Annotated in this window: 21 protein-coding genes; 15 read left to right on the forward strand and 6 right to left on the reverse strand. The window is 69.2% G+C overall.

All coding sequences use genetic code 11. The features are described from left to right. The first annotated feature begins 254 nt into the window (after window positions 1–254). The 8 genes from WT97_RS16840 to WT97_RS16875 all read left to right on the forward strand — a co-directional run bounded on the left by WT97_RS16840 (window position 255) and on the right by WT97_RS16875 (window position 12,928). Window positions 255–2,498 (forward strand): TonB-dependent siderophore receptor, encoded by a 2,244-nt coding sequence (locus tag WT97_RS16840; RefSeq protein WP_060353869.1) that lies wholly within the window; start codon window positions 255–257, stop codon window positions 2,496–2,498. Between the two features lie 59 nt (window positions 2,499–2,557). Further along, window positions 2,558–3,202 (forward strand): nicotinamide riboside transporter PnuC, encoded by a 645-nt coding sequence (pnuC, locus tag WT97_RS16845; protein ID WP_059504185.1) that lies wholly within the window; start codon window positions 2,558–2,560, stop codon window positions 3,200–3,202. Between the two features lie 36 nt (window positions 3,203–3,238). Beyond that, complete coding sequence (locus tag WT97_RS16850) at window positions 3,239–4,429, forward strand: phosphotransferase enzyme family protein (RefSeq protein WP_060353870.1); 1,191 nt, start codon at window positions 3,239–3,241, stop codon at window positions 4,427–4,429. A gap of 244 nt (window positions 4,430–4,673) precedes the next feature. Further along, on the forward strand, window positions 4,674–5,987 hold the full coding sequence (locus WT97_RS16855; protein WP_060353871.1) for a TolC family protein: 1,314 nt from the start codon (window positions 4,674–4,676) through the stop codon (window positions 5,985–5,987). A 26-nt stretch (window positions 5,988–6,013) separates the two neighbouring features. After that, window positions 6,014–7,483, forward strand: a complete 1,470-nt coding sequence (locus WT97_RS16860; protein ID WP_060353872.1) for an efflux RND transporter periplasmic adaptor subunit — start codon at window positions 6,014–6,016, stop codon at window positions 7,481–7,483. A gap of 128 nt (window positions 7,484–7,611) precedes the next feature. Next, on the forward strand, window positions 7,612–10,824 hold the full coding sequence (locus WT97_RS16865) for an efflux RND transporter permease subunit (protein WP_060353873.1): 3,213 nt from the start codon (window positions 7,612–7,614) through the stop codon (window positions 10,822–10,824). Next, the gene (gene irlR, locus WT97_RS16870; RefSeq protein ID WP_034205392.1) at window positions 10,824–11,507 is read left to right on the forward strand and encodes a heavy metal response regulator transcription factor IrlR; all 684 of its coding nucleotides are present in this window, start codon (window positions 10,824–10,826) and stop codon (window positions 11,505–11,507) included. Before WT97_RS16865 ends, irlR begins: the two co-directional genes overlap by 1 nt. Beyond that, complete coding sequence (locus WT97_RS16875) at window positions 11,504–12,928, forward strand: heavy metal sensor histidine kinase (protein ID WP_060353874.1); 1,425 nt, start codon at window positions 11,504–11,506, stop codon at window positions 12,926–12,928. Before irlR ends, WT97_RS16875 begins: the two co-directional genes overlap by 4 nt. 79 nt (window positions 12,929–13,007) lie before the next feature. Here the strand turns inward: WT97_RS16875 and WT97_RS16880 are convergent, their stop codons facing one another. Next, window positions 13,008–13,289 carry a DUF4148 domain-containing protein gene (locus WT97_RS16880; RefSeq protein ID WP_060353875.1) on the reverse strand — a complete coding sequence of 94 codons (282 nt, stop codon included), beginning with the start codon at window positions 13,287–13,289 and terminating at the stop codon, window positions 13,008–13,010. 140 nt (window positions 13,290–13,429) lie between these two features. Here WT97_RS16880 and WT97_RS16885 point away from each other — a divergent pair, with 140 nt between their 5' ends. From WT97_RS16885 to WT97_RS16895, 3 genes are all read left to right on the forward strand, one after another. After that, on the forward strand, window positions 13,430–13,828 hold the full coding sequence (locus WT97_RS16885) for a hypothetical protein (RefSeq protein WP_257128502.1): 399 nt from the start codon (window positions 13,430–13,432) through the stop codon (window positions 13,826–13,828). A 289-nt stretch (window positions 13,829–14,117) separates the two neighbouring features. Then, a complete protein-coding gene (locus WT97_RS16890; protein WP_060036443.1) occupies window positions 14,118–14,393 on the forward strand; it encodes a DUF4148 domain-containing protein in 276 nt (91 codons plus the stop codon). A gap of 27 nt (window positions 14,394–14,420) precedes the next feature. Then, complete coding sequence (locus WT97_RS16895; protein ID WP_059504167.1) at window positions 14,421–14,924, forward strand: hypothetical protein; 504 nt, start codon at window positions 14,421–14,423, stop codon at window positions 14,922–14,924. A 30-nt stretch (window positions 14,925–14,954) separates the two neighbouring features. Here the strand turns inward: WT97_RS16895 and WT97_RS16900 are convergent, their stop codons facing one another. Beyond that, window positions 14,955–15,680: a hypothetical protein gene (locus WT97_RS16900; protein ID WP_060353876.1), complete on the reverse strand. Its 726-nt coding sequence runs from the start codon at window positions 15,678–15,680 to the stop codon at window positions 14,955–14,957. 162 nt (window positions 15,681–15,842) lie between these two features. After that, window positions 15,843–17,138 carry an O-acetylhomoserine aminocarboxypropyltransferase/cysteine synthase family protein gene (locus WT97_RS16905; protein WP_060353877.1) on the reverse strand — a complete coding sequence of 432 codons (1,296 nt, stop codon included), beginning with the start codon at window positions 17,136–17,138 and terminating at the stop codon, window positions 15,843–15,845. 146 nt (window positions 17,139–17,284) lie between these two features. Here WT97_RS16905 and WT97_RS16910 point away from each other — a divergent pair, with 146 nt between their 5' ends. After that, window positions 17,285–17,956 carry an O-methyltransferase gene (locus WT97_RS16910; RefSeq protein WP_059504163.1) on the forward strand — a complete coding sequence of 224 codons (672 nt, stop codon included), beginning with the start codon at window positions 17,285–17,287 and terminating at the stop codon, window positions 17,954–17,956. A 9-nt stretch (window positions 17,957–17,965) separates the two neighbouring features. Here WT97_RS16910 and WT97_RS16915 read toward each other — a convergent pair whose 3' ends face one another. The 3 genes from WT97_RS16915 to WT97_RS16925 form a co-directional block, all read right to left on the reverse strand. Continuing rightward, the gene (locus WT97_RS16915; RefSeq protein WP_179949785.1) at window positions 17,966–19,117 is read right to left on the reverse strand and encodes a DUF1176 domain-containing protein; all 1,152 of its coding nucleotides are present in this window, start codon (window positions 19,115–19,117) and stop codon (window positions 17,966–17,968) included. Window positions 19,118–19,434: 317 nt separating this feature from the next. Beyond that, entirely contained in the window at window positions 19,435–20,187 is a 753-nt protein-coding gene (locus tag WT97_RS16920; RefSeq protein ID WP_060353879.1) for a bifunctional 2-polyprenyl-6-hydroxyphenol methylase/3-demethylubiquinol 3-O-methyltransferase UbiG, read from the reverse strand. 13 nt (window positions 20,188–20,200) lie between these two features. After that, on the reverse strand, window positions 20,201–20,827 hold the full coding sequence (locus WT97_RS16925) for a LysE family translocator (protein ID WP_059504156.1): 627 nt from the start codon (window positions 20,825–20,827) through the stop codon (window positions 20,201–20,203). A 165-nt stretch (window positions 20,828–20,992) separates the two neighbouring features. On the opposite strand from WT97_RS16925, the gene WT97_RS16930 reads away from it, so the two are divergent. The 3 genes from WT97_RS16930 (at window position 20,993) to WT97_RS16940 (ending at window position 23,437) form a co-directional block, all read left to right on the forward strand. Next, complete coding sequence (locus WT97_RS16930) at window positions 20,993–21,793, forward strand: helix-turn-helix domain-containing protein (RefSeq protein ID WP_059504154.1); 801 nt, start codon at window positions 20,993–20,995, stop codon at window positions 21,791–21,793. Between the two features lie 120 nt (window positions 21,794–21,913). Next, on the forward strand, window positions 21,914–22,333 hold the full coding sequence (locus WT97_RS16935) for a hypothetical protein (RefSeq protein WP_059504152.1): 420 nt from the start codon (window positions 21,914–21,916) through the stop codon (window positions 22,331–22,333). 102 nt (window positions 22,334–22,435) lie between these two features. After that, complete coding sequence (locus WT97_RS16940; protein WP_060353880.1) at window positions 22,436–23,437, forward strand: LysR family transcriptional regulator; 1,002 nt, start codon at window positions 22,436–22,438, stop codon at window positions 23,435–23,437. Window positions 23,438–23,540 lie beyond the last annotated feature (103 nt).

Below are 23,540 nucleotides of genomic sequence, written 5' to 3' on the forward strand. Positions count from 1 at the left end.
GAGGCAGCCGGCCGGCCGACAGGCACCCGACGGACCCGTCGGCCGCTGCATCGTTTCCGGCGCGTCATCCGAATCCGATGCCCCATCCTGCGCTGTTCCGACCGGCCGGCCCGCTTGCGCGCCGCATGGTCCGGTTCGTCCGATGAATACCGCGTCGACGCACGCGTCCGGCGACGGGCGCGGCGGCGGGTGCACGCTTCGCAGCTTCCAACGGGTTTCGACAGGGTCGAGTGGCGAGTTTTCCATCCAGAACAATGACGGTGAATAGAACAACAGCGGCGCCCGAACGGCGGCGGCGCACGAAGGTCGGGCTCGGTGTCGGTCTCGGTGTCGGTCTCGGCGTCACGCTTTTCGCGGTGCAGGCTGCCGCGGCACCGGGCGAACCGCCCGCGCCGGGCGCCGACGCGACCGGCAGCGCGACGCTGCCCGCGATCACGGTGAGCGGCGAGCGCGGCCACCCGCTGCGGGCGCGCGAAGCGTCGGTCGCGGGGTTCGACGACGCGCCGCTGCGCGACACGCCGGCGTCGGTGAGCGTCGTCACGCGCGCGCTGATCGACGATCAGCAGGCGAAGCGCTTGAGCGACGTCGTGCGCAACGATGCGTCGGTCGTCAACGACTATGCGCCGGTGGGTTATTTCGAAGGCTTCGCGATCCGCGGCTTTCCGGTCGATCTCGCGAGCGCGATCCGGATCGACGGGCTGACGGTGTCCGGCGAGCAGAACGTGCCGCTCGAGAACAAGGAGCGCGTCGAGATCCTGAAAGGGCTCGCGGGCATCGACGGCGGCGTCGTCGCGCCGGGCGGCGTGATCAACTTCGTGACCAAGCGCTCCGCGAACGTCGCGAGCGTGACGGGCGGCGTCGACAGCCGCGGCTCGACGTCGGCGGCCGTCGATCTCGGCCGCCGCTTCGGCCCCGACCATCAGTTCGGGTTCCGGATCAATGCGGCGAAGGAGAACATGCATTCCTATATCGACGGCACGAACGGGCGGCGCACGTTCGGCTCGATCGCCGCCGACTGGGACATCGGCCCGCGCGCGAGCCTGCAGCTCAACGCCGAATTCCAGCAGTGGATCCAGCGCTCCGCGCCCGGCTACCAGTTGCTCGGCGGCACCGTCGTGCCGTCGGTCAAGACGACGTCGAAGGCGCTCGGCACGCAGCCGTGGGCGAAACCGGTGACGACCGATGCGCTGAACCTGAACGCACGCTTCGACTACCGGTTCAACGACGACTGGAAGGCCTACGTCGCTGCCGGCCGTAGCCGCACGATGATCGACGACAACAGCGCGTTCGCGTACGGCTGCTATTACGCGGCAAGCTGCGCGGCCGGCGCGACGTCGCCGTTCTTCTTCGGCGCGAACGGCGACTACGACGTATACGACTTCCGCAGCCCCGGCGAATACCGGCGCAACGACGATCTGCGCGCGGTCACGACGGGCAGGTTCGCGACGGGGCCGCTGCGGCACGAGCTGACGCTCGGCGTGAGCGTGCAGCGCCGCGTCGTGCACATGGCCGACGCCGTGTACGACTACGTGGGCAGCGAGAACGTCTACGGGCCGGACCTGACCTTCTCGCCGTCGCCGAATTCGCCCGGGCCGTCGTATCCGCGCCTCGATGCGTGGCAGTACGGCGTGTTCGGGCTCGACCGCATCGGCATCGGCGAACACTGGCAGGTGCTCGCGGGCGGCAAGGAAGTGCTGCTGCGCCAGCGCAGCTGGAGCAGCCTCGACGGCGATACGACACATACCGACCGCTCGGTGTTCCTGCCGCAGGTCGCGCTCGTCTACAAGCCGGTGGACGTGCTGTCGCTGTATGCGTCGTACAGCAAGGCGCTGTCGCTCGGCGATCAGGCGCCCGTGCGCGCGACCAACGCGTATGCATTCCTGCCGCCCGTCGAATCGCACCAGTTCGAGGTCGGCGCGAAATACGACTGGCTCGACCGGCTGAGCCTCACGGCCGCCGTGTTCTCGATCAGCAAGCCGTTCCAGTTCGCCGATCCCGACGCATCGGGCACGACCTACACGTTCGTGCAGCGCGGCACGCAGCGGCACCAGGGAATCGAGCTCGGCGCAGCCGGGCGCGTGACCGAGCGGCTGGGGCTGACGGCCAGCGTCGCGGCGATTCGCGCCCGCGCGGTCGATTCGGGGTCGCCGGCCTACGAAGGACACCAGATCATCAACGTGCCCGCGCTACGCGCGTCGCTGTATGCGGACTACGCGGTGCCGGGCATCGCGGGCCTGAACGTGCTCGGCGGCGTGGAATACAGCGCGGCGCGCAACGCGAACGAGGAAGGCACCGCGCGCGTGCCGTCGTGGTTCGTGTTCAATCTCGGCGCGCGTTATACGACGAAGATCGGCGGCCATCGCACGGTGTTGCGCGTATCGGTGGACAATCTGTTCAACAAGTTCTACTGGCGCGACGCAGGCGAGCAGCAGGGCGATGCGTACCTGTTCCCGGGTGCGCCGCGCACCGCGCGCGTGTCGTTGACCTATGATTTCTGACCGACCGGAATCGGCCGCGTGACGCGCGGCCCCGGCAGCCCACCAGGAGAGCACAGACGATGTCCCCACTCGAAATCGCCGGCGTGATCGTCAGCGCGCTCGCGATCTGGCTGACCGCGAAACGGCGCATGCTGTGCTGGCCGGTCGGCCTCGCATCGGTCGCGCTGTACGGCTGGATCTTCTTCGACGCGAAGCTGTATTCCGACATGCTGCTGCAGGGCGCGTTCGCGGTGCTCCAGGTGTACGGCTGGCAGCGCTGGCTCGCGCAGCGCGCGAGCGAGGCCGCCGGCGGTGCCGACGGCGAGGCGGCGCCGGCCGGCGATGTCGCACCCGTGACCGGCGTGCGGCCCCGGCAGATGCTGCCCGACCTGATCGCGGCCGTCGTCGGCAGCGCGCTGCTCGGCGGGATGATGGCGCGCTGGACCGATGCGGCGCTGCCGTTCGTCGATGCGTCGCTGACCGCGTTCAGCCTCGTCGCGCAATACTGGACCGCACGGCGCTACATCGCGTCGTGGGGACTGTGGATCGTCGTGAACGTCGTGTACGTCGGGATGTTCGTGTTCAAGGAACTGTATCTGACGGCCGGACTCTATGCGCTGTTCATCGGGCTGGCCGTCGTCGGCTGGCGCGACTGGAGCCGGACGGCCGCCGCATTGCGCGCGGCCGCCGGCGGCCCGCTCGCATCGGGCGGCGGCGCGCGCTGACTCGCGCACGGATTCAACCACGGAGCAACGCCGTTCATGTCATTCCCCCTCGAGCCGGACGGCCCCCTGTCGCGCGACGTCGCGCCGCCGCAATTCGGCGTGGACGGCGAGCAGGCCGAACGCGACTGGCCGCTGATCACGCACGACGAAGTGGCGGCCGTGCTCGCGCGGATCGACGGCGCGGGCGAACCGGTGCGGCTGACGTGGCACAGCCCGCGGCAGTTCGCGGCCGCCGTGCTGGTGCGGATGGCCGACGGGCGCGGGTTGTTCGTCAAGCGTCATCACGCGAGCCTGCGCGATGTCGCCGGGCTCGAGGAAGAGCATCGCTTCATCGCGCATCTGCGCGCGCGCGGGATGCCGGTGGTGGACGTGCTGGCCGATCGCAACGGTGCGACCGCGTTCGCGTCCGGCGAATGGACGTACGAGGTGCACGTGCTCGCACCCGGCGTCGATCCGTATCGCGGCGTGATGTCGTGGCAGCCGTTCACGCATCCATCGCATGCGTATGCGGCCGGCCGCGCGCTGGCCGAGCTGCATCGCGCGTCGGCCGGCTACGATGCGCCCGCGCGGCCCGTGCGCACGCTGCTGTCGAGCTTTCGCGTGCTGTCGTGCGCCGATCTGGCGGGCGCGCTCGAACGCTGGGTCGACGCGCAGCCGCTGCTCGTGCGTGCGCTCGGCTCGCGCGACTGGCGTCGCGACGTGGCCGACGCGATCGGCCCGTATCACGCGCGCCTCGTGCCGCTGCTGCCGGCGTTGCCGCCGCTGTGGACGCACGGCGACTGGCACGCGTCGAACCTGCTGTGGACCGAGGCGGGGCCCGGCGCGCAGGTCCGGACCGTGCTCGATTTCGGCTTGTCTGACCGCACCTGCGCGGTCATGGACCTCGCGCTCGCGATCGAGCGCAATACGGTCGACTGGATGGCGCCGGCCGATGCGCGGCGCGTCGAATACGACCAGATCGACGCGCTGCTCGACGGCTACGAATCGCTCGAACCGTTGAGCGACGACGCGTATGCGGCGCTGGTCGCGCTGCTGCCGATCGTGCATACGGAGTTCGCGCTGTCGGAAGTCGCGTATTTCGGCTGCATCATCGATGCGCCGGCGATCGTCGACATCGCGTACGACGGCTACCTGATCGGGCACGCGCGCTGGTTCGGCGAACGCGACGGGCGGCAACTGCTCGACTGGCTCGTGCAGCGGCGGCGCGCGAAGCAAGGGATCGCCTGATCCGAGTGCGCGGGCCTGCCGCGCACGCGTACCGATTCCTCGACAACCTGCAATCTTCCGTGCGCGCGTTGCGCGGTACGTTCAACCCGTCCTCCCGATCTTCGACGCGGCATGCCGTTCCCGCGGGGCGGTCGCACGCCTGCGTGCCGCTGCACCCGACATGACGGAAATATCATCTTCGCCTCATGTTCGCACTGCGGCCGGTCCGTAGCATCGGTCGCGAACCGTTATCGCAGAACCGAACATGCTCAAGCTCAACCTCGCCGCGGCCATCGTCTTCGCGATGGCCGCGACGGCTCATGCACAGCCGTCGCCGACGCCGGGGCCGGCCGCGACCGCAGCCGGCAGCGCGACGCCGATCGGCGCACCGCCATCCGGCGCGCTTCCTGCGCCGTCATTGACGCTGTCCGATGCGCTCGCGGTCGCGGCGCGGAACAATCCGGCGCTGCGCGGCGCGCGCGCGGACGTCGATGCATCGGCCGGCGCGTTGATGCAGGCCGGCGCGCGCCCGAATCCCGAAGTGTCGTTCCTGCAGGAAGGCTTCAGCCGCGCCGAACGCACGTCCACCGCGATGATCGGCCAGGCCATCGAACTGGGCGGCAAGCGCCGCGCACGGCTCGATGTCGCGTCGTACGGCCGCGAGGCGGCGAGCGCCTCGCTCGACGAGCAGGGCGCCGCGGTGCGCGCCGACGTGATCGCCGCGTTCTACGGGCTGCTCGCCGCACAGCGCCAGCTACAGGTGACCGAGGAATCGGCCGCGATCGCCGCGCGCTCCGCGGATCTCGCGGCGCGCCGCGCGCAGGCCGGCAAGGTGTCGCCGGTCGAGGCGACCAAGGCTCAGGTCGCGGCGGCCGGCGTGCAGATCGAAGTGGTGACCGCACGCGGCCGTGTCGAGGTTGCGCGCGAGAAGCTGAACGCCGTGATGGGCGAAGCGCGCAACGACCGGCTCGCGGTGCGCGGCGACCTGGAAAACGTGCCGCCGGTCGAGCCGCTGTCCGCGTTGACCGCGCAGCTCGACGACGCACCGCTCGCGCGGGTCGCGCGCGCCGAGCTGCTGCGCGCGAATGCGGCCGTGTCGCTCGAACGCGCGCGCCGCGTTCCGGACGTGACGGTTAGCGCGGGCGTGAAGCGCGTGACCACGGGCGGCGTGCCCGACAACCAGGCCGTGGTCGGCATATCGATTCCGATTCCGCTGTTCAACACGAACCGGGGTGCGCTGCTCGAGGCGACGCACAAGGCCGAGCGCGCGAACGCCGATCTCGATCGCGAACGCACGCGCCTGCGGCTGGAGCTCGCGCAGGCGTACGCGAATTTCGAGGCCGCCGAGCAGGAAGCGCAGCGGCTGAAATCCGACATCCTGCCGGCCGCGCGTCTTGCGCTCGACGCGATGTCGCGCGGCTACGAGCTCGGGAAGTTCAGCTTCCTCGACGTGCTCGACGCGCAGCGCACGCTGTTCCTGGGGCAATCGCAATACGTCCGTGCGCTCGCCGGCGCCCATGCGGCTCGCGCCGATATCGGCCGGCTCGTCGGCACGCCGCTCGCGGCCGTCGCGCGCTAAGCGCCGCTCTCACCGGAAGGTTCATCATGTCACGCAGCAGAATCTTCGTTATGGCGGCCGCCGTGCTCGGTGGCGCAGGGATCGTGATCGGCGCGCTCGCCGTCGCGCGGGGCGGCAGCAGCGCATCGGCGCGGACGGCCGCCGAAGCCGCGCAGCCGGCCGAGGGCGCCGGCGCGCGCGGCGGTGTCGTGCTCGAGCGCGGCAAGCTGTCGGTCGAGATCGTAATGACGGAAAAACCCGGCGACGCGCGGCTCGTCGTCTATCCATTCGTCGGCGGCAAGCCTGCGATCGACGGCGTGACCGTGTCCGGCACGCTGGTGCGGTACGACCGTACGCGCGAACCGTTGCGGTTCGACGCGGCCGGCCGGAAGTTCGTGTCGGCGCAGTCGGTCGCGAAGCCGCACGTGTTCGATGCGACGATCGACGTGAAGGCTGGCAACGATGCGGCATCGTTCCCGTTCGCGCGCGCCGACGGTGCGATCGCGCTGAGCGACGCGCAACTCGCGACGTCGAGGATCGCGCTTGCGAAGGCCGGCCCCGCGCAGATCGCGACGCCGTTCCAGTTGCCGGGCGAGATCAAGTTCAACGAGGATCGCACCGCGCACGTGGTGCCGCGCGTGGCCGGCATCGTCGAGCAGGTGTCGGTGTCGCTCGGGCAGAACGTCGCGAAGGGGCAGGTGCTCGCGGTGATCGCGAGCACCGATCTGGCCGACCGCCGCAGCGAGTTGCTGACGGCCGAGCGCCGTCTGGCGGGGGCGCGCGCGACCTACGAGCGCGAACGCACGTTGTGGCAGGAACGGATTTCGGCCGAGCAGGATTACCAGCAGGCCCAGGTGCAGTTGCGCGAGGCCGAGATCGCCGTGCAGAACGCGCGGCAGAAGCTCGCCGCGCTGAACGCGCCAGTCGGCGCGGGCGCGCTGAACCGTTACGAACTGCGCGCGCCGTTCGCGGGCACGATCGTCGAGAAACATGCGACGCCCGGCGAGGCGATCGCCGCCGACGCGAGCATGTTCGTGATTTCCGACCTGTCCACCGTGTGGGCCGAGATGGCGGTGCCCGCGCAGCGGCTCGGCGACGTACGCGTCGGCCGCGACGCGACGGTGATCGCGACCGCGTTCGAATCGCGTTCGAGCGGCCCGATCGCGTACGTGGGGTCGCTGCTCGGCGAGCAGACGCGCACCGCGCCGGCGCGCGTCGTGCTGCCGAACCCGGACCGCGTGTGGCGCCCGGGGATGTTCGTGAACGTGTCGGTCGATGCGGGTGCGCAGGGCGTGCCGCTCGCGGTCGCGAGCGACGCGCTGCAGGACGTCGACGGTGCGCCGTCGGTGTTCGTGCGCTCGCCGAAAGGCTTCGTCGCGCAGGCCGTCGAGACGGGGCGGCGCGACGAACGCGCGACGGAAGTGCTGAAGGGGCTCCAGCCCGGCCAGGAATACGCGGCGTCGAACAGCTTCGTGCTGAAGGCGGAACTCGGCAAGGGGAGCGCGGAACATGAATGAGCGGCAATACGCATGCGCCGTGGCGAGGCTGGCGGCTCTTCATGCGGTTTGCTTTCCGAGCGGCCGGTCGACCGGCCGCTCGGCCCGTCCGGTGAGGACGTCCGTGCTCCGCTTCAAGGAATCCCGACATGTTTGAGCGTGTGATTCGCTTTGCGATTGCGCACCGCTGGCTCGTGATGCTGGCGATCGCGGCCGTGGCCGCGCTGGGCGTGTTCAGCTACCAGCGCCTGCCGATCGACGCGGTGCCCGACATCACCAACGTGCAGGTGCAGATCAACACGTCCGCGCCCGGCTACTCGCCGCTCGAGGCTGAGCAGCGCATCACCTATCCGGTCGAGACCGCGATGGCCGGGCTGCCGGGGCTGGAGCAGACGCGCTCGATCTCGCGCTACGGGCTGTCGCAGGTCACCGTGATCTTCAAGGACGGCACCGACATCTACTTCGCGCGGCAGCTCGTCAACGAGCGCATTCAGGAAGCGAAGGACAAGCTGCCGGCCGGCATCGCGCCCGCGATGGGGCCGACGTCGACGGGCCTCGGCGAGATCTACCTGTGGACCGTCGAGGCCGACGCCAACGCGCGCAAGCCCGACGGTACGCGCTATACGGCGGCCGACCTGCGCGAGCTGCAGGACTGGGTCGTGCGGCCGCAGTTGCGCAACGTGCGCGGCGTGACCGAGGTCAACTCGATCGGCGGCTACGTGAAGGAGTACCGCGTCGCGCCGAATCCGGCGAAGCTGATGTCGTACGGGCTGACGCTCGCCGACGTCGTGCGCGCGCTGGAGCGCAACAACGACAACGTCGGCGCCGGCTACATCGAAAAGCGCGGCGAGCAGTATCTCGTGCGCGTACCGGGCCAGGCGCGCACCGTCGACGACATCGCGAACATCGTGCTGACCAACGTCGGCGGCGTGCCGGTGCGGATGAAGGACGTCGGCGCGGTCGACATCGGCCGCGAACTGCGCACCGGCGCCGCGACGTCGAACGGCGAGGAAGTCGTGCTCGGCACGGTGTTCATGCTGATGGGCGAGAACAGCCGGACGGTGTCGAAGGCCGTCGCCGCGAAGATGGAGGACGTGAACCGCACGCTGCCGGCCGGTGTGAGGGCGATTCCGGTGTACGACCGCACGGTGCTCGTCGAGAAGGCCGTCGCGACGGTGAAGAAGAACCTGCTCGAAGGCGCGGTGCTCGTGATAGCCGTGCTGTTCCTGTTCCTCGGCAACATCCGCGCGGCGCTGATCACCGCGCTCGTGATTCCGCTGTCGATGCTGATGACCTTCACCGGGATGGTCAACGCGAAGGTGAGCGCCAACCTGATGAGCCTCGGCGCGCTCGACTTCGGGATCATCGTCGACGGCGCGGTGGTGATCGTCGAGAACTGCGTGCGGCGGCTCGCGCATGCGCAGGCGGCGGCCGGGCGGCCGCTCACGCGCGCCGAGCGTTTTGCCGAAGTGTTCGGCGCCTCGCAGGAGGCGCGCCGCGCGCTGATCTTCGGGCAACTGATCATCATGGTGGTGTACCTGCCGATCTTCGCGCTGACCGGCGTTGAAGGCAAGATGTTCCACCCGATGGCGACGACCGTCGTGATGGCGCTCGCTGCCGCGATGGTGCTGACCGTCACGTTCATTCCGGCGGCCGTCGCGTTGTTCATCGGCGAGCGGGTCGAGGAGAAGGAAAACCGGCTGATGGGCTGGGCGCGGCGCGCGTACGAACCGGTGCTCGCCGCGTTCATGACGCGCCCGGCGCGCGTGATGACCGGGGCGGGCGCGATCGTGCTGGTCACGCTGGGGCTGGCGACGCGCCTCGGCAGCGAGTTCATCCCGAGCCTGAACGAGGGTGACCTGGCCGTGTCCGCGCTGCGGATTCCCGGCACGAGCCTGTCGCAGTCGGTCGAGATGCAGAAGTCGATCGAGAAGACGCTGAAGGCACGTTTCCCCGAGATCGAGCGCGTGTTCGCACGCACCGGCACGGCCGAGATCGCGGCCGACCCGATGCCGCCGAACCTGTCGGACGGCTACATCATGCTGAAGCCGGCCGACACGTGGCCCGATCCGAAGAAGCCGCGCGACCGGCTCGTGCGCGAGATCGAGGACGCGCTCGCCGAGCTGCCGGGCAACGCGTACGAATTCTCGCAGCCGATCCAGCTGCGCTTCAACGAGCTGATCTCGGGTGTGCGCAGCGACGTCGCCGTGAAGCTCTTCGGCGACGACATGGCCGTGTTGAACCGGACGGGCGAGCAGATCGCGGCTGCACTGCAGAAGGTGCCGGGCGCGTCGGAGGTGAAGGTCGAGCAGACCACGGGCCTGCCGGTGCTGACCGTCAACCTCGACCGCGACAAGCTCGCGCGCTACGGCGTGAGCGTCGCCGACCTGCAGGATTCGGTGGCCGCGGCCGTCGGCGGGCGGAAGGCCGGCACGCTGTTCCAGGGCGACCGCCGCTTCGACATCGTCGTGCGGCTGCCCGACGAGCTGCGCTCCGACATCGAGGCGATCAAGCGGCTGCCGATCGCGCTGCCCGCGCCGGCCGCGAGCGCCAGCGCGCCGCTCGCGGCGGCGCCGTACGTGCCGCTCGCGGAGCTCGCGACGATCGACGTGGCGCCGGGCCCGAACCAGATCAGCCGCGAGGACGGCAAGCGGCGGGTGGTGGTCAGCGCGAACGTGCGCGGCCGCGACGTCGGCTCGTTCGTCGCCGATGCGCGCGAGCAGTTGCAGCAGGACGTGCGTGTGCCGGCCGGGTACTGGGTGTCGTGGGGCGGGCAATTCGAGCAGCTGCAAAGCGCGAGCGAGCGCCTGAAGCTCGTCGTGCCGCTCGCGCTGTTCATGGTGTTCGTGTTGCTGTTCGTGATGTTCAACAACGTGAAGGACGGGCTGCTGGTGTTCACCGGCATTCCGTTCGCGCTGAGCGGGGGCGTCGTGTCGCTGTGGCTGCGCGGGATTCCGCTGTCGATCACGGCGGCGGTCGGTTTCATCGCGCTGTCCGGCGTGGCCGTGCTCAACGGGCTCGTGATGATCTCGTTCATCCGCAACCTGCGCGACGAAGGGATGCCGCTCGACGCGGCCGTGCGCGACGGCGCGCTCACGCGGCTGCGGCCCGTGCTGATGACCGCGCTGGTCGCATCGCTCGGCTTCCTGCCGATGGCGTTCGCGACCGGCACGGGCGCCGAGGTGCAGCGCCCGCTCGCGACGGTCGTGATCGGCGGTATCCTGTCGTCCACGGCGTTGACGCTGCTGGTGCTGCCGGTGCTGTACCGTGTCAGCCATGCGGTGTCGTGGCGCACGGCGTTGCGCGGCGGCGTCTGTGCCCGCGTGCTGCGCCGGCTGGGTTTCTTCAAGGGTAATGCGTGATGCGAATTCTGATTGTCGAGGATGAACCGAAGACGGGCGCATATCTGCGCAAGGGCCTGACCGAGGCCGGCTACGTCGTCGACTGGGTCGAGGACGGCATCACGGGCCAGCACCAGGCCGAAACGGAGGAGTACGACCTGCTCGTACTCGACGTGATGCTGCCCGGGCAGGACGGCTGGACGCTGCTGCAGAACCTGCGGCGCAGCAAGTCGACGCCCGTGCTGTTCCTCACCGCGCGCGACGACGTCGGCGATCGCGTGAAGGGGCTCGAACTCGGCGCGGACGACTATCTCGCGAAGCCGTTCGATTTCGTCGAGCTGACCGCGCGCATCAAGTCGATCCTGCGGCGCGGCCAGCCGCGCGACTCGAACACGCTGCGCGTGGCCGATCTCGAACTCGACCTGACGCGCCGCAAGGCGACGCGGCAGGGCGACACGATCCTGCTGACCGCGAAGGAGTTCGCGCTGCTGTGGCTGCTGATGCGCCGCGAAGGCGAGATCCTGCCGCGCGCGACCATCGCGTCGCAGGTGTGGGACATGAACTTCAACAGCGACACGAACGTCGTCGATTCGGCGATTCGCCGGCTGCGCTCGAAGATCGACGACGCGTACGAACCGAAGCTGATCCACACGGTGCGCGGGATGGGCTACGTGCTCGAAACGCGCGGCGGCGCGGCCGCATGATCGCGCGCCTGCTGCCGCGCACGCTGCGCGGCCGCCTGACCGCGCTGATCATCCTGTCGACGTCGGTGATCCTCGCGTCGAGCGGCGTCGCACTGTACGAGGCGCTGAGCAACCGCGTCGAAGCCACGGCGGCCGAGCAGATGGCCGGCATTTCCGCCGCACTGGGGGCGCATCTGGCCGAGGCGCGCACGACGGCCGACGTCGCGCGCAACGCCGATATCTGGATCGACCAGTTGCACGGGCATCCGAACATGGATCTCGCGATCTTCGATGCCGGCGGTGCGCGCCTCGTCGGCACGCCGGGCTTCCGCCCGTATGCGCCGCTGCTGTCGACGAACGCCGGGCGCGTGCCGGTCGGCATCGCCGCGCCCGGCGTGCGGCACCGGTATCTGCTGACGAGCGTGCCGCTCGCCGGCGCCGGGGCGCCCGTGGTGCGCGTCGCCGTGCAATACGACCGCAGCGCCGACGTGCTGCTGTTGCGCACGCACGCTTATACGATCGTTGTGATCGAGGTGTTCGGCGTGGTGCTCGCGGCCGCGATCGCATACGGCGTCGCGGCGCTCGGGCTGAGCCCGCTGCGACGATTCGCGGCGCGCGCCGAGCAGATGTCGACGAGCCGGCTCGCGCATCCGCTGCCGGAACTCGATACGTCAGGCGAGCTGAAGGAACTCGAGCATGCGTTCAACGGGATGCTTGCGCGGCTGAACGAATCGTTCACGCGGCTGAGCCAGTTCTCGTCGAATCTTGCGCACGACATGCGCACGCCGCTGACGAACCTGCAGGCGGCCGCGCAGGTCGTGCTGTCGCAACCGCGCAGCGCGGACGAATACCGGAGCGTGATCGAGTCGAGCATCGACGAATACCAGCGGCTGTCGCGGATGATCGAGGACATGCTGTTTCTCGCGCGTTCGGAGCAGGCCGGCACGTCGATCGATGTGCGGCGCCTGAATGCGGCGGAGGAGGCCCAGCGGGTGGCCGGCTACTACGAGCCGCTTGCGGAAGACGAGGGCGTGACGGTGAAGGTCGACGGCCATGCGTGGGTCGATGCGGATCTGACGCTGTACCAGCGCGCGTTGAGCAACCTGCTGTCGAATGCGCTGACCTATGCGCCGCGCGGCAGTGTCGTGACGATCGATTGCGTCGAGCAGGGCGGCGCGACGACGATCGCCGTGTCGGACACGGGGCCCGGCATCGCGGCGGAGCACGTCGGGCGGATTTTCGAGCGCTTCTATCGCGTCGATCCGTCGCGGCACGATTCCGCGTCGGGCACGGGGCTCGGCCTCGCGATCGTCCGGTCGATCATGGACAATCACGGCGGCGAATGCGGCGTCGACAGCGAGCCGGGTCGCCGCACGACCTTCTGGCTGCGCTTTCCGCGACGGCCGGCCGCGCCTGAACGGCCGGCCGCCATCGGCACCTGACGGCGCGGGCGCACACGCCCGCGCGTTCGCCGCAAGGCAGCCGCGCGCGGCGCGTTGCCTGCGGCCGTGGGGCTGGGCGTCATTGCTTCGCGGTCAGGTCGTCGTGATTGTCGGTCTGCGGCTTCTTCTCGCCGCCATGCACCGAAATTCCGTGCAGTTCCTTGTTGCGTGCAACGATCTCGCCGGTCGGCGGGTACTGCGTCTTGCTCGTCGGCACGACTCCGTCGTGCTGCGCCTGCTTCAGTTCGTTGACGACCTGCGAGCGGGACTTGCCTTGCGTTTGGGCGAGCGCGGCCTGCGTGGCCATGCCGAGCGACAGCGTGGCGGTGACGAACCATGCTGCGAGTTTTGCGGTTTTCATCGATGCTCTCCTTGATCGCGGCCGCCGGGTGGCGAACCATGGACCCAGTATGCGAAAGCGGCCGTGCGCGATCGTGATCGCGAGATGAAAAATGCGTCAGATTGCGGCGCGCGCCAGTGCGCCGGGCGGACTCGTTCGACATGACGCAACCGTCATGTTCGCGTCATCGGTGCGATGAGCGGGAAGCGGAACATGAAGTCTGCCGTTGGCCGACCGAGCCGGTGGCGTTCGTGCCGGTCGCCACTGCAGTACCGATAGCGGGCGGCGCCGTTCAAGCCTTCATTCCGGATCGAAAATTGCACCGTCCTGCCATTCGGCTCGCCTTGATCGCAGTCCTGATCGTTCCGTCGTTCGCGGGCTGCGCATCGTCGACACGCTCCAGTACCACGGCTACTGCGCCGGCCGCCACGCGCAAGCCGGTGCCGGCCGGCACGATGCCTGGCGAGCAGATCGACTATGCGGGGCACCGCTGCGGCAATCCGAACCTGTATGTGAAAACGCATCCATGCCTGTACCCGCAGCGCCAATCCGCGCGGTGAATCGTCGGACACGCGTAAAAAACGGCCCGGCACTCGACGAGCCCGGGCCTAATGCGTGATCGTGCCGTACGGCAGCGACCCGCTGCGTGGATGGGAACGGGCAGGGCCCGCTACCGTTCCGATCGTAGCGGCGCGGCCCATCGCGAACCTGATCGAAACATGAAATTTTCGTCACGTGGCGCGCGTGGCGGAACGGTGACGAAACCGTCATGAAGCGATCACGAATCCGCACCGCCGCAGGATCAAAGTGAGCGCTCCCGTCACGGCATTCCAATAAGGAGCCATCCAGATGAACATTCCACGCCCGACGATCGCCGTCACCGTTGCCGCACTGTCGATCGTGGCCTTCTCGCAGGCCGTGGCCGCGCAGCCGAAGCGCCGTCAGGACGTGATTCAGGAGCTGGTGCGCGCGCGTCACGACGGCGTGATCCCGAGCCCGACTCACGACTATCCGGCGAGCCCGGCCGCCGTCGCTCGCAATCGGGAGATTCATCGCACGGCCGTTCATCGCGGCGAGAAGTCGCCGCTGGTCGATGCGCACGACAACCGCTTCGCGGGGCTTTGATCGTTCATGCACGGAAAGGAGAGTGCGATGCGCAATGTCGCGAAAGGGATCGTGCTGGCCGCGTACCTGATGTCGACGGCCGCGATGGCAGCAGGCTGGCCGGAACGTGCGCTGTCGCACGCGCCGGCGCACGACGTCGGTCGCCGCGCGAGCGAGCGGATGCGCTGCGAGTTGGCGGCCGTGCCGGCTGGCGCGTGGACCGCGACGTTCGCGCGCGGACAATGCGAAGTCGCCGCTGGCTGGCTGACGTTCGTGCCGGCCGATGCCGGCGACGCGTCGACCGTCGCGGCGAAACGGATCGTGCTCGGCGACGTCCGTACCGTGTCGCATCAGTCGCGCAAGCTGAAGGAGCAATTGCAACTGACGACACGCGACGAAGTGATCGCGTTGAACGTGCTGACCGACGACGGCACCCGAAAATCGCGCGAACATGCGATCGACCTGTGGACCGCGCTGCGCAGCGAGGGTGTCACGCCGGTCAACGGCACGCGCATCGTCGATACCTGGCCGACCGGCGCGACGACGTGGTAGCCGTCACACCGTCACGCCGTCGCGCGCGGCCTACCCGGCCTTCACGGATCCCTCGATCAGGAAGAACACGATGAAGCCGATGAAGAACGAGGCCGTCGCGAACGGCGTTTCGGGTACCTCGTGCGCTTCGACCAGCAGTTCTTCGACGACGAGGTACAACAGCGCGACGGTGCCCAGCCCCAGAAGCGCCGCATAGATATTCGCCGGCAGTCCCGCGAACGCCGCGTTGCCTGCAACGGCCGCGAGGCTCAGCAGCGCCGCGAGCGCGACCGGCACGACGATCGACGGCGTGCGGCCGGTGCCGGCCGCGGCCAGCGCCGCGCTGACCGACAGCGCGAGGAACAGCACCTCGAGCGTCAGCGCGACGGTCAGGATGATGCCGCTTGCGTCGCTCGCGGAAAAGGCGATGCCGAGCACCAGGCCGTCGACGACGAGGTCGATCGCCGTGACGACGATCAGGCTCACGGGCAAGCGCGCGTCCTCGAAGCGCGTCTCGATCGCACCCGACAGCGCGCGAATCGCCAGCATCAGCGCGATCCCGAGCACGAAGCCGACGACGACCGGAAACAGCGCATGCGCACGGTCTTGCGGCAGCAGTTCGAGCGCGGCGGCCGCGAACACGATGCCGCCGGTGAAATGCTGGATCACGCTCGACGTTTTCGGGCCGGGCGCGCGCCACGCGGCCGCGAGGGCGCCGAGACAGGCCGCCAGCACGGGCGGTAACGTGAGCAGCGCAAGCTTCGCGGTCGGTGTCATGAGGCCTCTCGGCGGTTGGCGTGTCGCAGCGGAGGCTGCGTGGCACGATCGTACGCGCCGGGCGTCGCTCCGGCATCAACCGGAGATTGAACACCTTGAAGCCGCTCCAGGGTCAAGCGGTTTGATGCGGGGCGCACCGGCAATCCGGCCTGCCCGTTCCGGTCAAAGCTGCGCGAGCGCCTGGTCGAGATCGGCGAGCAGGTCGTCGATATGCTCGATGCCGATCGACAGCCGCACCGTTTCTTCCTTCACGCCGGCCTTCGCGAGTTCGGCCGGCGACAGTTGACGGTGCGTGGTCGATGCCGGGTGCGTCGCGAGCGACTTCGTATCGCCGATGTTGACGAGCCGCGTGAACAGCTTCAGCGCATCCTGGAACTTCGCGCCGCCGTCGCGTCCGCCCTTCACGCCGAACGTCAGGATGCCCGGCGCACGGCCCGACAGGTAGCGCGCGACGAGCGGATGGTCGGGGTGATCGGGCAGGCCCGCGTAGTTCACCCATTCGACGTGCTCGTGGCGCGCGAGGTGCTGCGCGATCCTCAGCGCGTTGTCGCTGATCCGCTCGACGCGCAGCGCGAGCGTCTCGATCCCCTGCAGGATCTGGAACGCATTGAACGGCGAGATCGCCGCGCCCATGTTGCGCAGCGGCACCACGCGGGCGCGGCCGATATAGGCTGCCGGCCCGAACGCATCGGTATAGACGACGCCGTGATAGCTGACGTCCGGCTCGTTGAGCCGCTTGAAGCGGTCCGCGTGCTCGGCCCACGGGAACTTGCCCGAATCGACGATCGCGCCGCCGAGGCTCGTGCCGTGCCCGCCGAGATATTTCGTCAGCGAGTGCACGACGATGTCCGCGCCGTGTTCGAACGGGCGCAGCAGGTATGGCGACGGCACCGTGTTGTCGACGATCAACGGGATGCCGTGGCGATGCGCGACCTCCGCGAGCGCGGCGATGTCGGTGACGTTGCCGAGCGGGTTGCCGACCGATTCCGCGAAGATCGCCTTCGTGCGCGCATCGATCAGCGGTGCGAACGATGCAGGATCGCGCGGATCGGCGAAGCGCGTGGCGATCCCGTATTGCGGCAGCGTATGTGCGAACAGGTTGTAGGTGCCGCCGTACAGCGAACTCGCGGACACGATGTTGTCACCGGCTTCGGCGATCGTCTGGATCGCATACGTGACGGCGGCTTGCCCCGATGCGAGCGCGAGCGCGCCGATGCCGCCCTCGAGCGCGGCGATCCGCTGCTCGAGCACGTCCGTCGTCGGGTTCATGATCCGCGTGTAGATGTTGCCCTGGACCTTCAGGTCGAACAGGTCGGCGCCGTGCTGCGTGTCGTCGAATGCGTACGCAACGGTCTGGTAGATCGGGACGGCGACCGCGCGCGTGGTCGGGTCGGGACGATAACCGCCATGCACGGCGATGGTTTCGAGGCGCCAGTTCGAATTGGCCTGATCGGTCATGGGTGCTCCGTTTGTTGTTGTGAAGGTCGAGGGTCCTGCCGTCCGGCGATTATAGGAGCACGTGCGCGGCTGCCCTTAGAACGAATGGTGTGTTGCTTATCGGGCGCGGCGCATAGAATGTTTTTTCCGCAGACGAGAGGTGCGCGATGGATCAGGATCGATGGAACCAGGTGGATGCGTATTTGTCGGCGACGCTCGTGCCGTCCGACGCTGCGCTCGATGCCGCGCTGGCGGCGAGCGACGCGGCCGGGCTGCCCGCGATCAACGTCGCGCCGAATCAGGGCAAGCTGTTGCAGCTGCTCGCGACGATCCGCGGCGCGCGGCGGATTCTCGAAGTCGGCACGCTCGGCGGCTACAGCACGATCTGGCTGGCGCGCGCGTTGCCGCCGGGCGGCTCGCTCGTGACGCTCGAGCTGAACCCGGCACACGCGAAGGTCGCGACGCAGAACATCGCGCGCGCCGGCTTGGCGGCGGTCGTGTCGGTGGTGGTCGGCAGTGCGAAGGACAGCCTGGCGCGGCTCGTCGAAGCCGGTGAGGCGCCGTTCGATTTCGTCTTCATCGATGCGGACAAGGACAACAACGCCGTTTATCTCGACGCGGCGCTGAAGCTGTCGCGGCCCGGCACGGTGATCGTCGTCGACAACGTCGTGCGAAACGGGCGCGTCGCCGATCCGGGCAATCGCGAGCCGGACGTGGTCGGCGTGCGCGACGGGTTCGCGCGCCTCGCGGCCGAGCCCGCACTCATGACGACCGCCGTGCAGACGGTCGGGCAGAAGGGCTGGGACGGATTCTCGATCTCGATCGTCGGCGCCGCGTGACGTGACGCGTCAGTGCGGGCTGCCGGCCGCGTCGGCCCGGCGATACAGGCGCGGCCATCGAGCCTCGAACAGGCCGTTGCAGGTGCTGTGCGTTGCGAGGCCGTCGAGCACGAAGCGCCGGCCGTCGAAGACCCACGATGCGGTCGAGCCGCAATCGCCGGCGCTGCGCAATCTGACCGTGCTCGACAGCGTCGCGCGGGCGGAATCGTAACTGGCGTCGGTCAGCTCGTTCGCGAACGACGCCGAATCGAGGCCCGCGCTCGCGTTCTCGCCGAAATTCATCGCGGCCGGCATGTACGGCGCGGTGCGGCGCACGCGATACCACAGGTCGGTGTGGTTATACAGGCTGCTGGTCTGGCACGGGATCGCGACGAGCGCCTCGTCGGACGAGATCGCGACGGCGCGCGACGCTTTCCTGCGGTCGCTCGCCGACATTTCGTCTTCGACCTCGGCCGCACATTGCTTCACGTCGGCGCCGAATTTCGCGAGCACCGCGTCGACGAGCGGCCGCTGTTCGGCGCTCGACAGGGGCGAGTCGGCCGGCGGCGCGGGCGTGACCGCGGGCGGCAACGCGGGCGCGGCCGGCACCGACGACGCAGGCCGGGCGCCGGGGCGCGACAGCGCCGTGACCGTGCCGACGCGGCCCTGCGTATCGTCGATCAGCAGCAACGCGGCATTCAATCCCGACAACGGCGTACGCGCGGTGGGCGCCGATGCCGGATCGCCGAGGCTCAGCAATTGGGCATTACGCGCCGCGGCCAGCCACGCGGCCACCGTGGCCGGATCGTTGGTCCGGATCCGGAACGGGCGGGCTTCGTCGTCGGTCTTGTCGCCGAACGTATGCCATTGCGTCGGCATCGCATCGAACGGTCGGCCGTCGACGCGGGCCGTGCGCAAGTCGATCGGCGCCGATGCGTAAAGGTCGAGCGACGGTTGCGCGTCCGGGCCGGCGTCGCGCGTCACGCGCAGGATCAGGCCGGCGCGTGCATCGTCGATATCGTCGGCGTGACTTTCCGCGATACAGCGATTGCCGTTGTCGCAGACGACCGACCAGCTCTTGAACTCGCGTTCGACCGGCGGCCGCGACAGCGGACGGGCGTGCGTGACGATCGGGGAAGCGGCGAGGAGGGCGGCGACGGCGAGCGAAAAACGGTGCGACATGGCGGTTCGGATCGACTGGGAGGAGGCGGGCGGATGATGCCGGACTGCAAGCGCATCGTCAGCAAGCGGTGCAGGTCGAGTGCAGTGGCGCGAACGGCATCCAGTATACCGCTGCAATGGGGAGGAACGATGTGACGAAACGGTGCGCGGGCACGCACGTGGCCGATCGACGCGCAAGCGGCGCGATGCCGGCAGGCACCGCGCCGTTCGTTTCGTCGACTGCCGGCCGCGCCGCGTCCGACGGTCGCGCCGCCCGATCCGGGATGCGTATGCGGTGAACACGCTGCCCACCGCCGGCGCAATCGACGCACCCGCGCTCACGCGCGGCAGATCGCGATGATCTCCGCGCTGGTCGCTTCGTCGAACGGAGCGTGGTCCCAGTCGCCGCACCAGTCGGCCGACGCGAAACCGGCCGCCGCCACGCGCGCCTCCAATTCGGCGTGCGCGATGAAACGCAGCCGGCTCGTATTCGTCAGCACCGTATCGTCGCGACGGAAGCGGTAGTGCGTGTCGAACGTCACGATCGCGCCGTCGATCGCCCGCACCGCGTGATGGAGATCGACGATGCCGAATGCGTGCGATTCGACGCTGCGCGCCGACTGCGCGGGCGTCCATGCCCGCCACGGTTCGGTGCGCGGGTTGCGGGTCTCGAACAGGAAGCGGCCACCGTCGGCGAGTACGCGCCGCACGCCGCGCAGCGTCGCGTCGATGTCGTCGTCGGTCAGCAGGCACTGGAACGCGTGCCCGGTCATCACGACCGCATCGAACGGCGCACCGGGCGGCAGGCCGTCGAGCGCGCACGCGAACCAACGGACGGCATCGGCGCCCGGCTGGCGTCGCGCGTAATCGATCATCGCCGAAGCGGGATCGATCGCGACGACGTCATGCCCGGCCGCCGCCAGCCGTCGTGCGAACGTGCCGGTGCCGCAGCCGAGATCGAGGATGCGTTGCGGGGCGGCGCCGATCTCGGCGGCGTAGAACGCGAAGTCCCGATCGCCGGCGTTGAACAGGTCGTATACCGCGACGAGGCGCGGGTCGGTGTAGAGCAGGTCCGTGCCGGCGCGCGTCATGCGGCCGCGCGCATCAGCGCTGCTGCACGGCCACGCGCAGCCCGAGCGCGATGAAGATCGAACCGATGATCTTGCCCTGCCAGCGCGTGAGCCACGTGAGCCGCTTCACGATGCGGCCGAGCGGGCGGATCGAGCACGCGATCAGCGTCGTATAGAGCGAGCTGAGCACGACGAAGATCAGCCCGAGCACCGCGAATTGCACGAACGTCGAGCCGCGCTCCGGATGCACGAACTGCGGCATGAATGCGAGAAAGAACAGCGCCGTCTTCGGATTCAGCACTTCGGCGGGAATCGCCTGCAGGTACGCCTTGAGCGGCGTGACGGGCGATACTTGCGGCAGCGACGGATCGGCAGCTTTCTCCAGCAGCGCGCGCACGCCGAGATAGATCAGGTACGCTGCGCCGGCCAGCTTCACGACGTTGAACGCGAGCGCCGACGTCATCAGCAGCGCGGACAGCCCGACGGCCGCGAACAGCGTATGCACGAAGTCGCCGCTCGCGACGCCGAGGCCGGTCAGGATGCCGGTCTTGCGGCCGCCCTGCACGGTGCGACTCAGCACGAGCAGCACGGCGGGGCCGGGAATCAGGAACAGGCCCAGGACGACGGCCGTGAAGGTGGTCAGCGTGGTCAGGTCGAACATGGCGGCTCCGGCAGGTTGGCGCAGCGACAGGGGATCGCCGCATTGTATTCGGTTCGTCGCGCGGCCGCAGACGCCTCGTCGAACGGCACGGCTGCGCCGGCGCCTTTCTGGTATAAGCACGAAAGGACGCGTCGGCGTCCGGCCTTTTCCACAGCCCGTCGTTCCATGCGCGACCTTCCACCGATTACCGATCCCGCCGCGGACGCCGACGTCTATCACGTGCCGCGTCCGCTCGTGGTGTTCGGCGGCTCGGTCGTCGAGCCCGAATGGCGGCTGGAGCGGCACAGCCATCGTCAGGCGCAACTGCTCTACACGCTGAGCGGCGTCGTCTATTGCGAGATCGACGGCGGCGTGTGGAGCGCGCCGCCGCAATGCACGGTCTGGATTCCGGGCGACGTCCCGCATGCGGCGCGCGGCTCGGCCGGCGCGACCTTCTACGCGGTCCTGGTCGAACCCGACGCGGCGCTCGACCTGCCCACGCGCTGCTGCACGCTGGCCATGTCGCCGTTGTTGCGCGAGTTGCTGCTGAAGGCGGCCAGCTTCCCGAACCTGTACGACGTCGACGGGCCGCAAGGGCGGCTGGTGGCGACGCTGCTCGACGAACTCGTCGCGGCGCCGGTCGAGGACTTGTACCTGCCGATGCCGGCCGATCGCCGGCTGCGCAAGCTGATCGACCATCTGCTCGACGATCCGGCCGACAAGTCGCCGCTGCCCGAACTCGCCCGGCGCGCGGGCATCAGCGAGCGCAGCCTCACGCGCCTCGCGACGAAGGAACTCGGGATGAGCCTCGGCGACTGGCGCCGGCGGCTGCACGTCGCGCTGTCGCTGCGGATGCTGACGACCGGCCGCCGCGTGCATCAGATCGCGATCGATCTCGGCTACGAGAGCGCGAGCAGCTTCGTCACGATGTTCCGCAAGGCGACCGGCAAATCGCCGACGCAATTCCTGACCGACCGGCAGCGCTGAACGGCCGGAATGCGCGCCCGCGCACGTTTGGCCGGATTGAAAAAGCAGTTGGCCGGGATGAGAAATGACGCATGAGGTCTCGCTCCATAGAATGAGAATCGTTCTTATCTGGAGGCCGACATGCAAATCGTCACGACTGAATTCCCGTTTGTCTGGCTGCGTTACAGCGGCTCGCCCCCCACCGATCCCGCCCGCCTGATTGCCGAACTCGACGCGCTGCTCGCGCGCCGCGAACGCTTCGTTCTTCTGACCGACGATGCGCCATCCGGCGACGATCGCGCCGATAACGATCACGAGATACGCAAGCAGCTCGCGAAATGGAGCAAGGCCAACCGCGCGCTGTCGCGCGAATGGATCCCCGGGATGATCGCGATCGAGCCCAACGCGGCGCGGCGCGTGGCGCTCAATGCTTTTTCGGGTGCCTTCGAGAAGGTCTGGGGGTATCCGCTGAATGCGGCGGCGAGCCGCGACGACGCGCTGGCGCTCGCGCAACGGCTGCTCGCCGAACCGGCGCGCAGCATCGCGGCGGCGAACGCCTGATCCGACGGCCGCGCGGGTCGCGCGGCTTGCGTCGACATCGGCACGCAGGCGCAGTGCGCGAACGCGCGCTGCGGCATATCGCAACCACGCAGAGGTGTTGGGGTGGACAATCCGATCCGCGCGATGCGCATCTTCACGCGCATCGTCGAAATGAACAGCTTTACGCGCGCGGCGCAGGCGCTCGGCATTTCGCGCGCCACCGCGACGCGCACCGTGCAGGAGCTCGAAGCGGCGCTCGGCATGCCGTTGCTGGTGCGCACGACGCGCGCGTTGCGGGCGACGCCCGAAGGCGACGCGTACTACCGGCGCTGCGTCAGCATCACGGCGGACGTCGACGAGCTCGAAGCCAGCATCCGCGGCGCCGCGCTGCATCCGAGCGGGCCGTTGCGCGTCGAGTTGCCGGCGTCGGTGGCGGGCGCGATCGTATTGCCGGCGCTCGGCGAATTCAACGCACGGCATCCCGATCTCGAACTGATGCTCGCCGTGGCCGGGCGCGCGGTCGATCGTATCGGCGACGCGATCGACTGCAGTATCCGGCTCGGTGCGCTGCCCGATTCGTCGCTCGTCGCGCGCCGGCTCGGCTCGCTCGAGCGCGTGACGTGCGCGAGCCCCGCGTATCTCGACCGCTTCGGCGTGCCGCGCACGCCCGACGAGCTGGGCGCGCATCGCGCGGTAGGCGCGTCGCACGTGTCCGGCCACCGTCCGGCCGAGCTCGAGTTCGCGGTGGACGACGCCGTGCGCAAGGTGCGGCTCGACGGCATCGTCGGCGTGGACGACGAGCAGGCGTATCTCGCCTGCGGCGTGCACGGCCTCGGGCTGATCCAGCCGACGCGCGTCGCCGCGCAGCCGCTGATCGAGGCCGGGCGATTGCGGGAGGTGCTGCCCGGCTGGCAGCCCGATGCGCTCGCCGTGTCGGCCGTCTACGTGAAGCGCCCGCATGTATCGCCCGGCGTGCGCGCGTTCGTCGACTGGATTGCGGAGCGTTTCGTGCAGGCCGTGAAGGAACACACGGGGCTGGCGGTGGCGGGGGCAGTGGGGTGGCGGCCGGCGCAGGCAGTCGTCGCTGCGTGCGACCGTTATGGCGGGCTGGTAGCGGTGGCCTGACGGCGGTATGGGGCCGGCAAGCCGTCAAGCGGTTGCGAGGCGGAATGTACTGGCCATCCGATCCTGCTCCCGAGCCGACAGCTTGCCATGACCGGCGCGGCGA

The organism is Burkholderia sp. MSMB1459WGS (genome assembly GCF_001534535.1).
GTDB lineage: Bacteria > Pseudomonadota > Gammaproteobacteria > Burkholderiales > Burkholderiaceae > Burkholderia.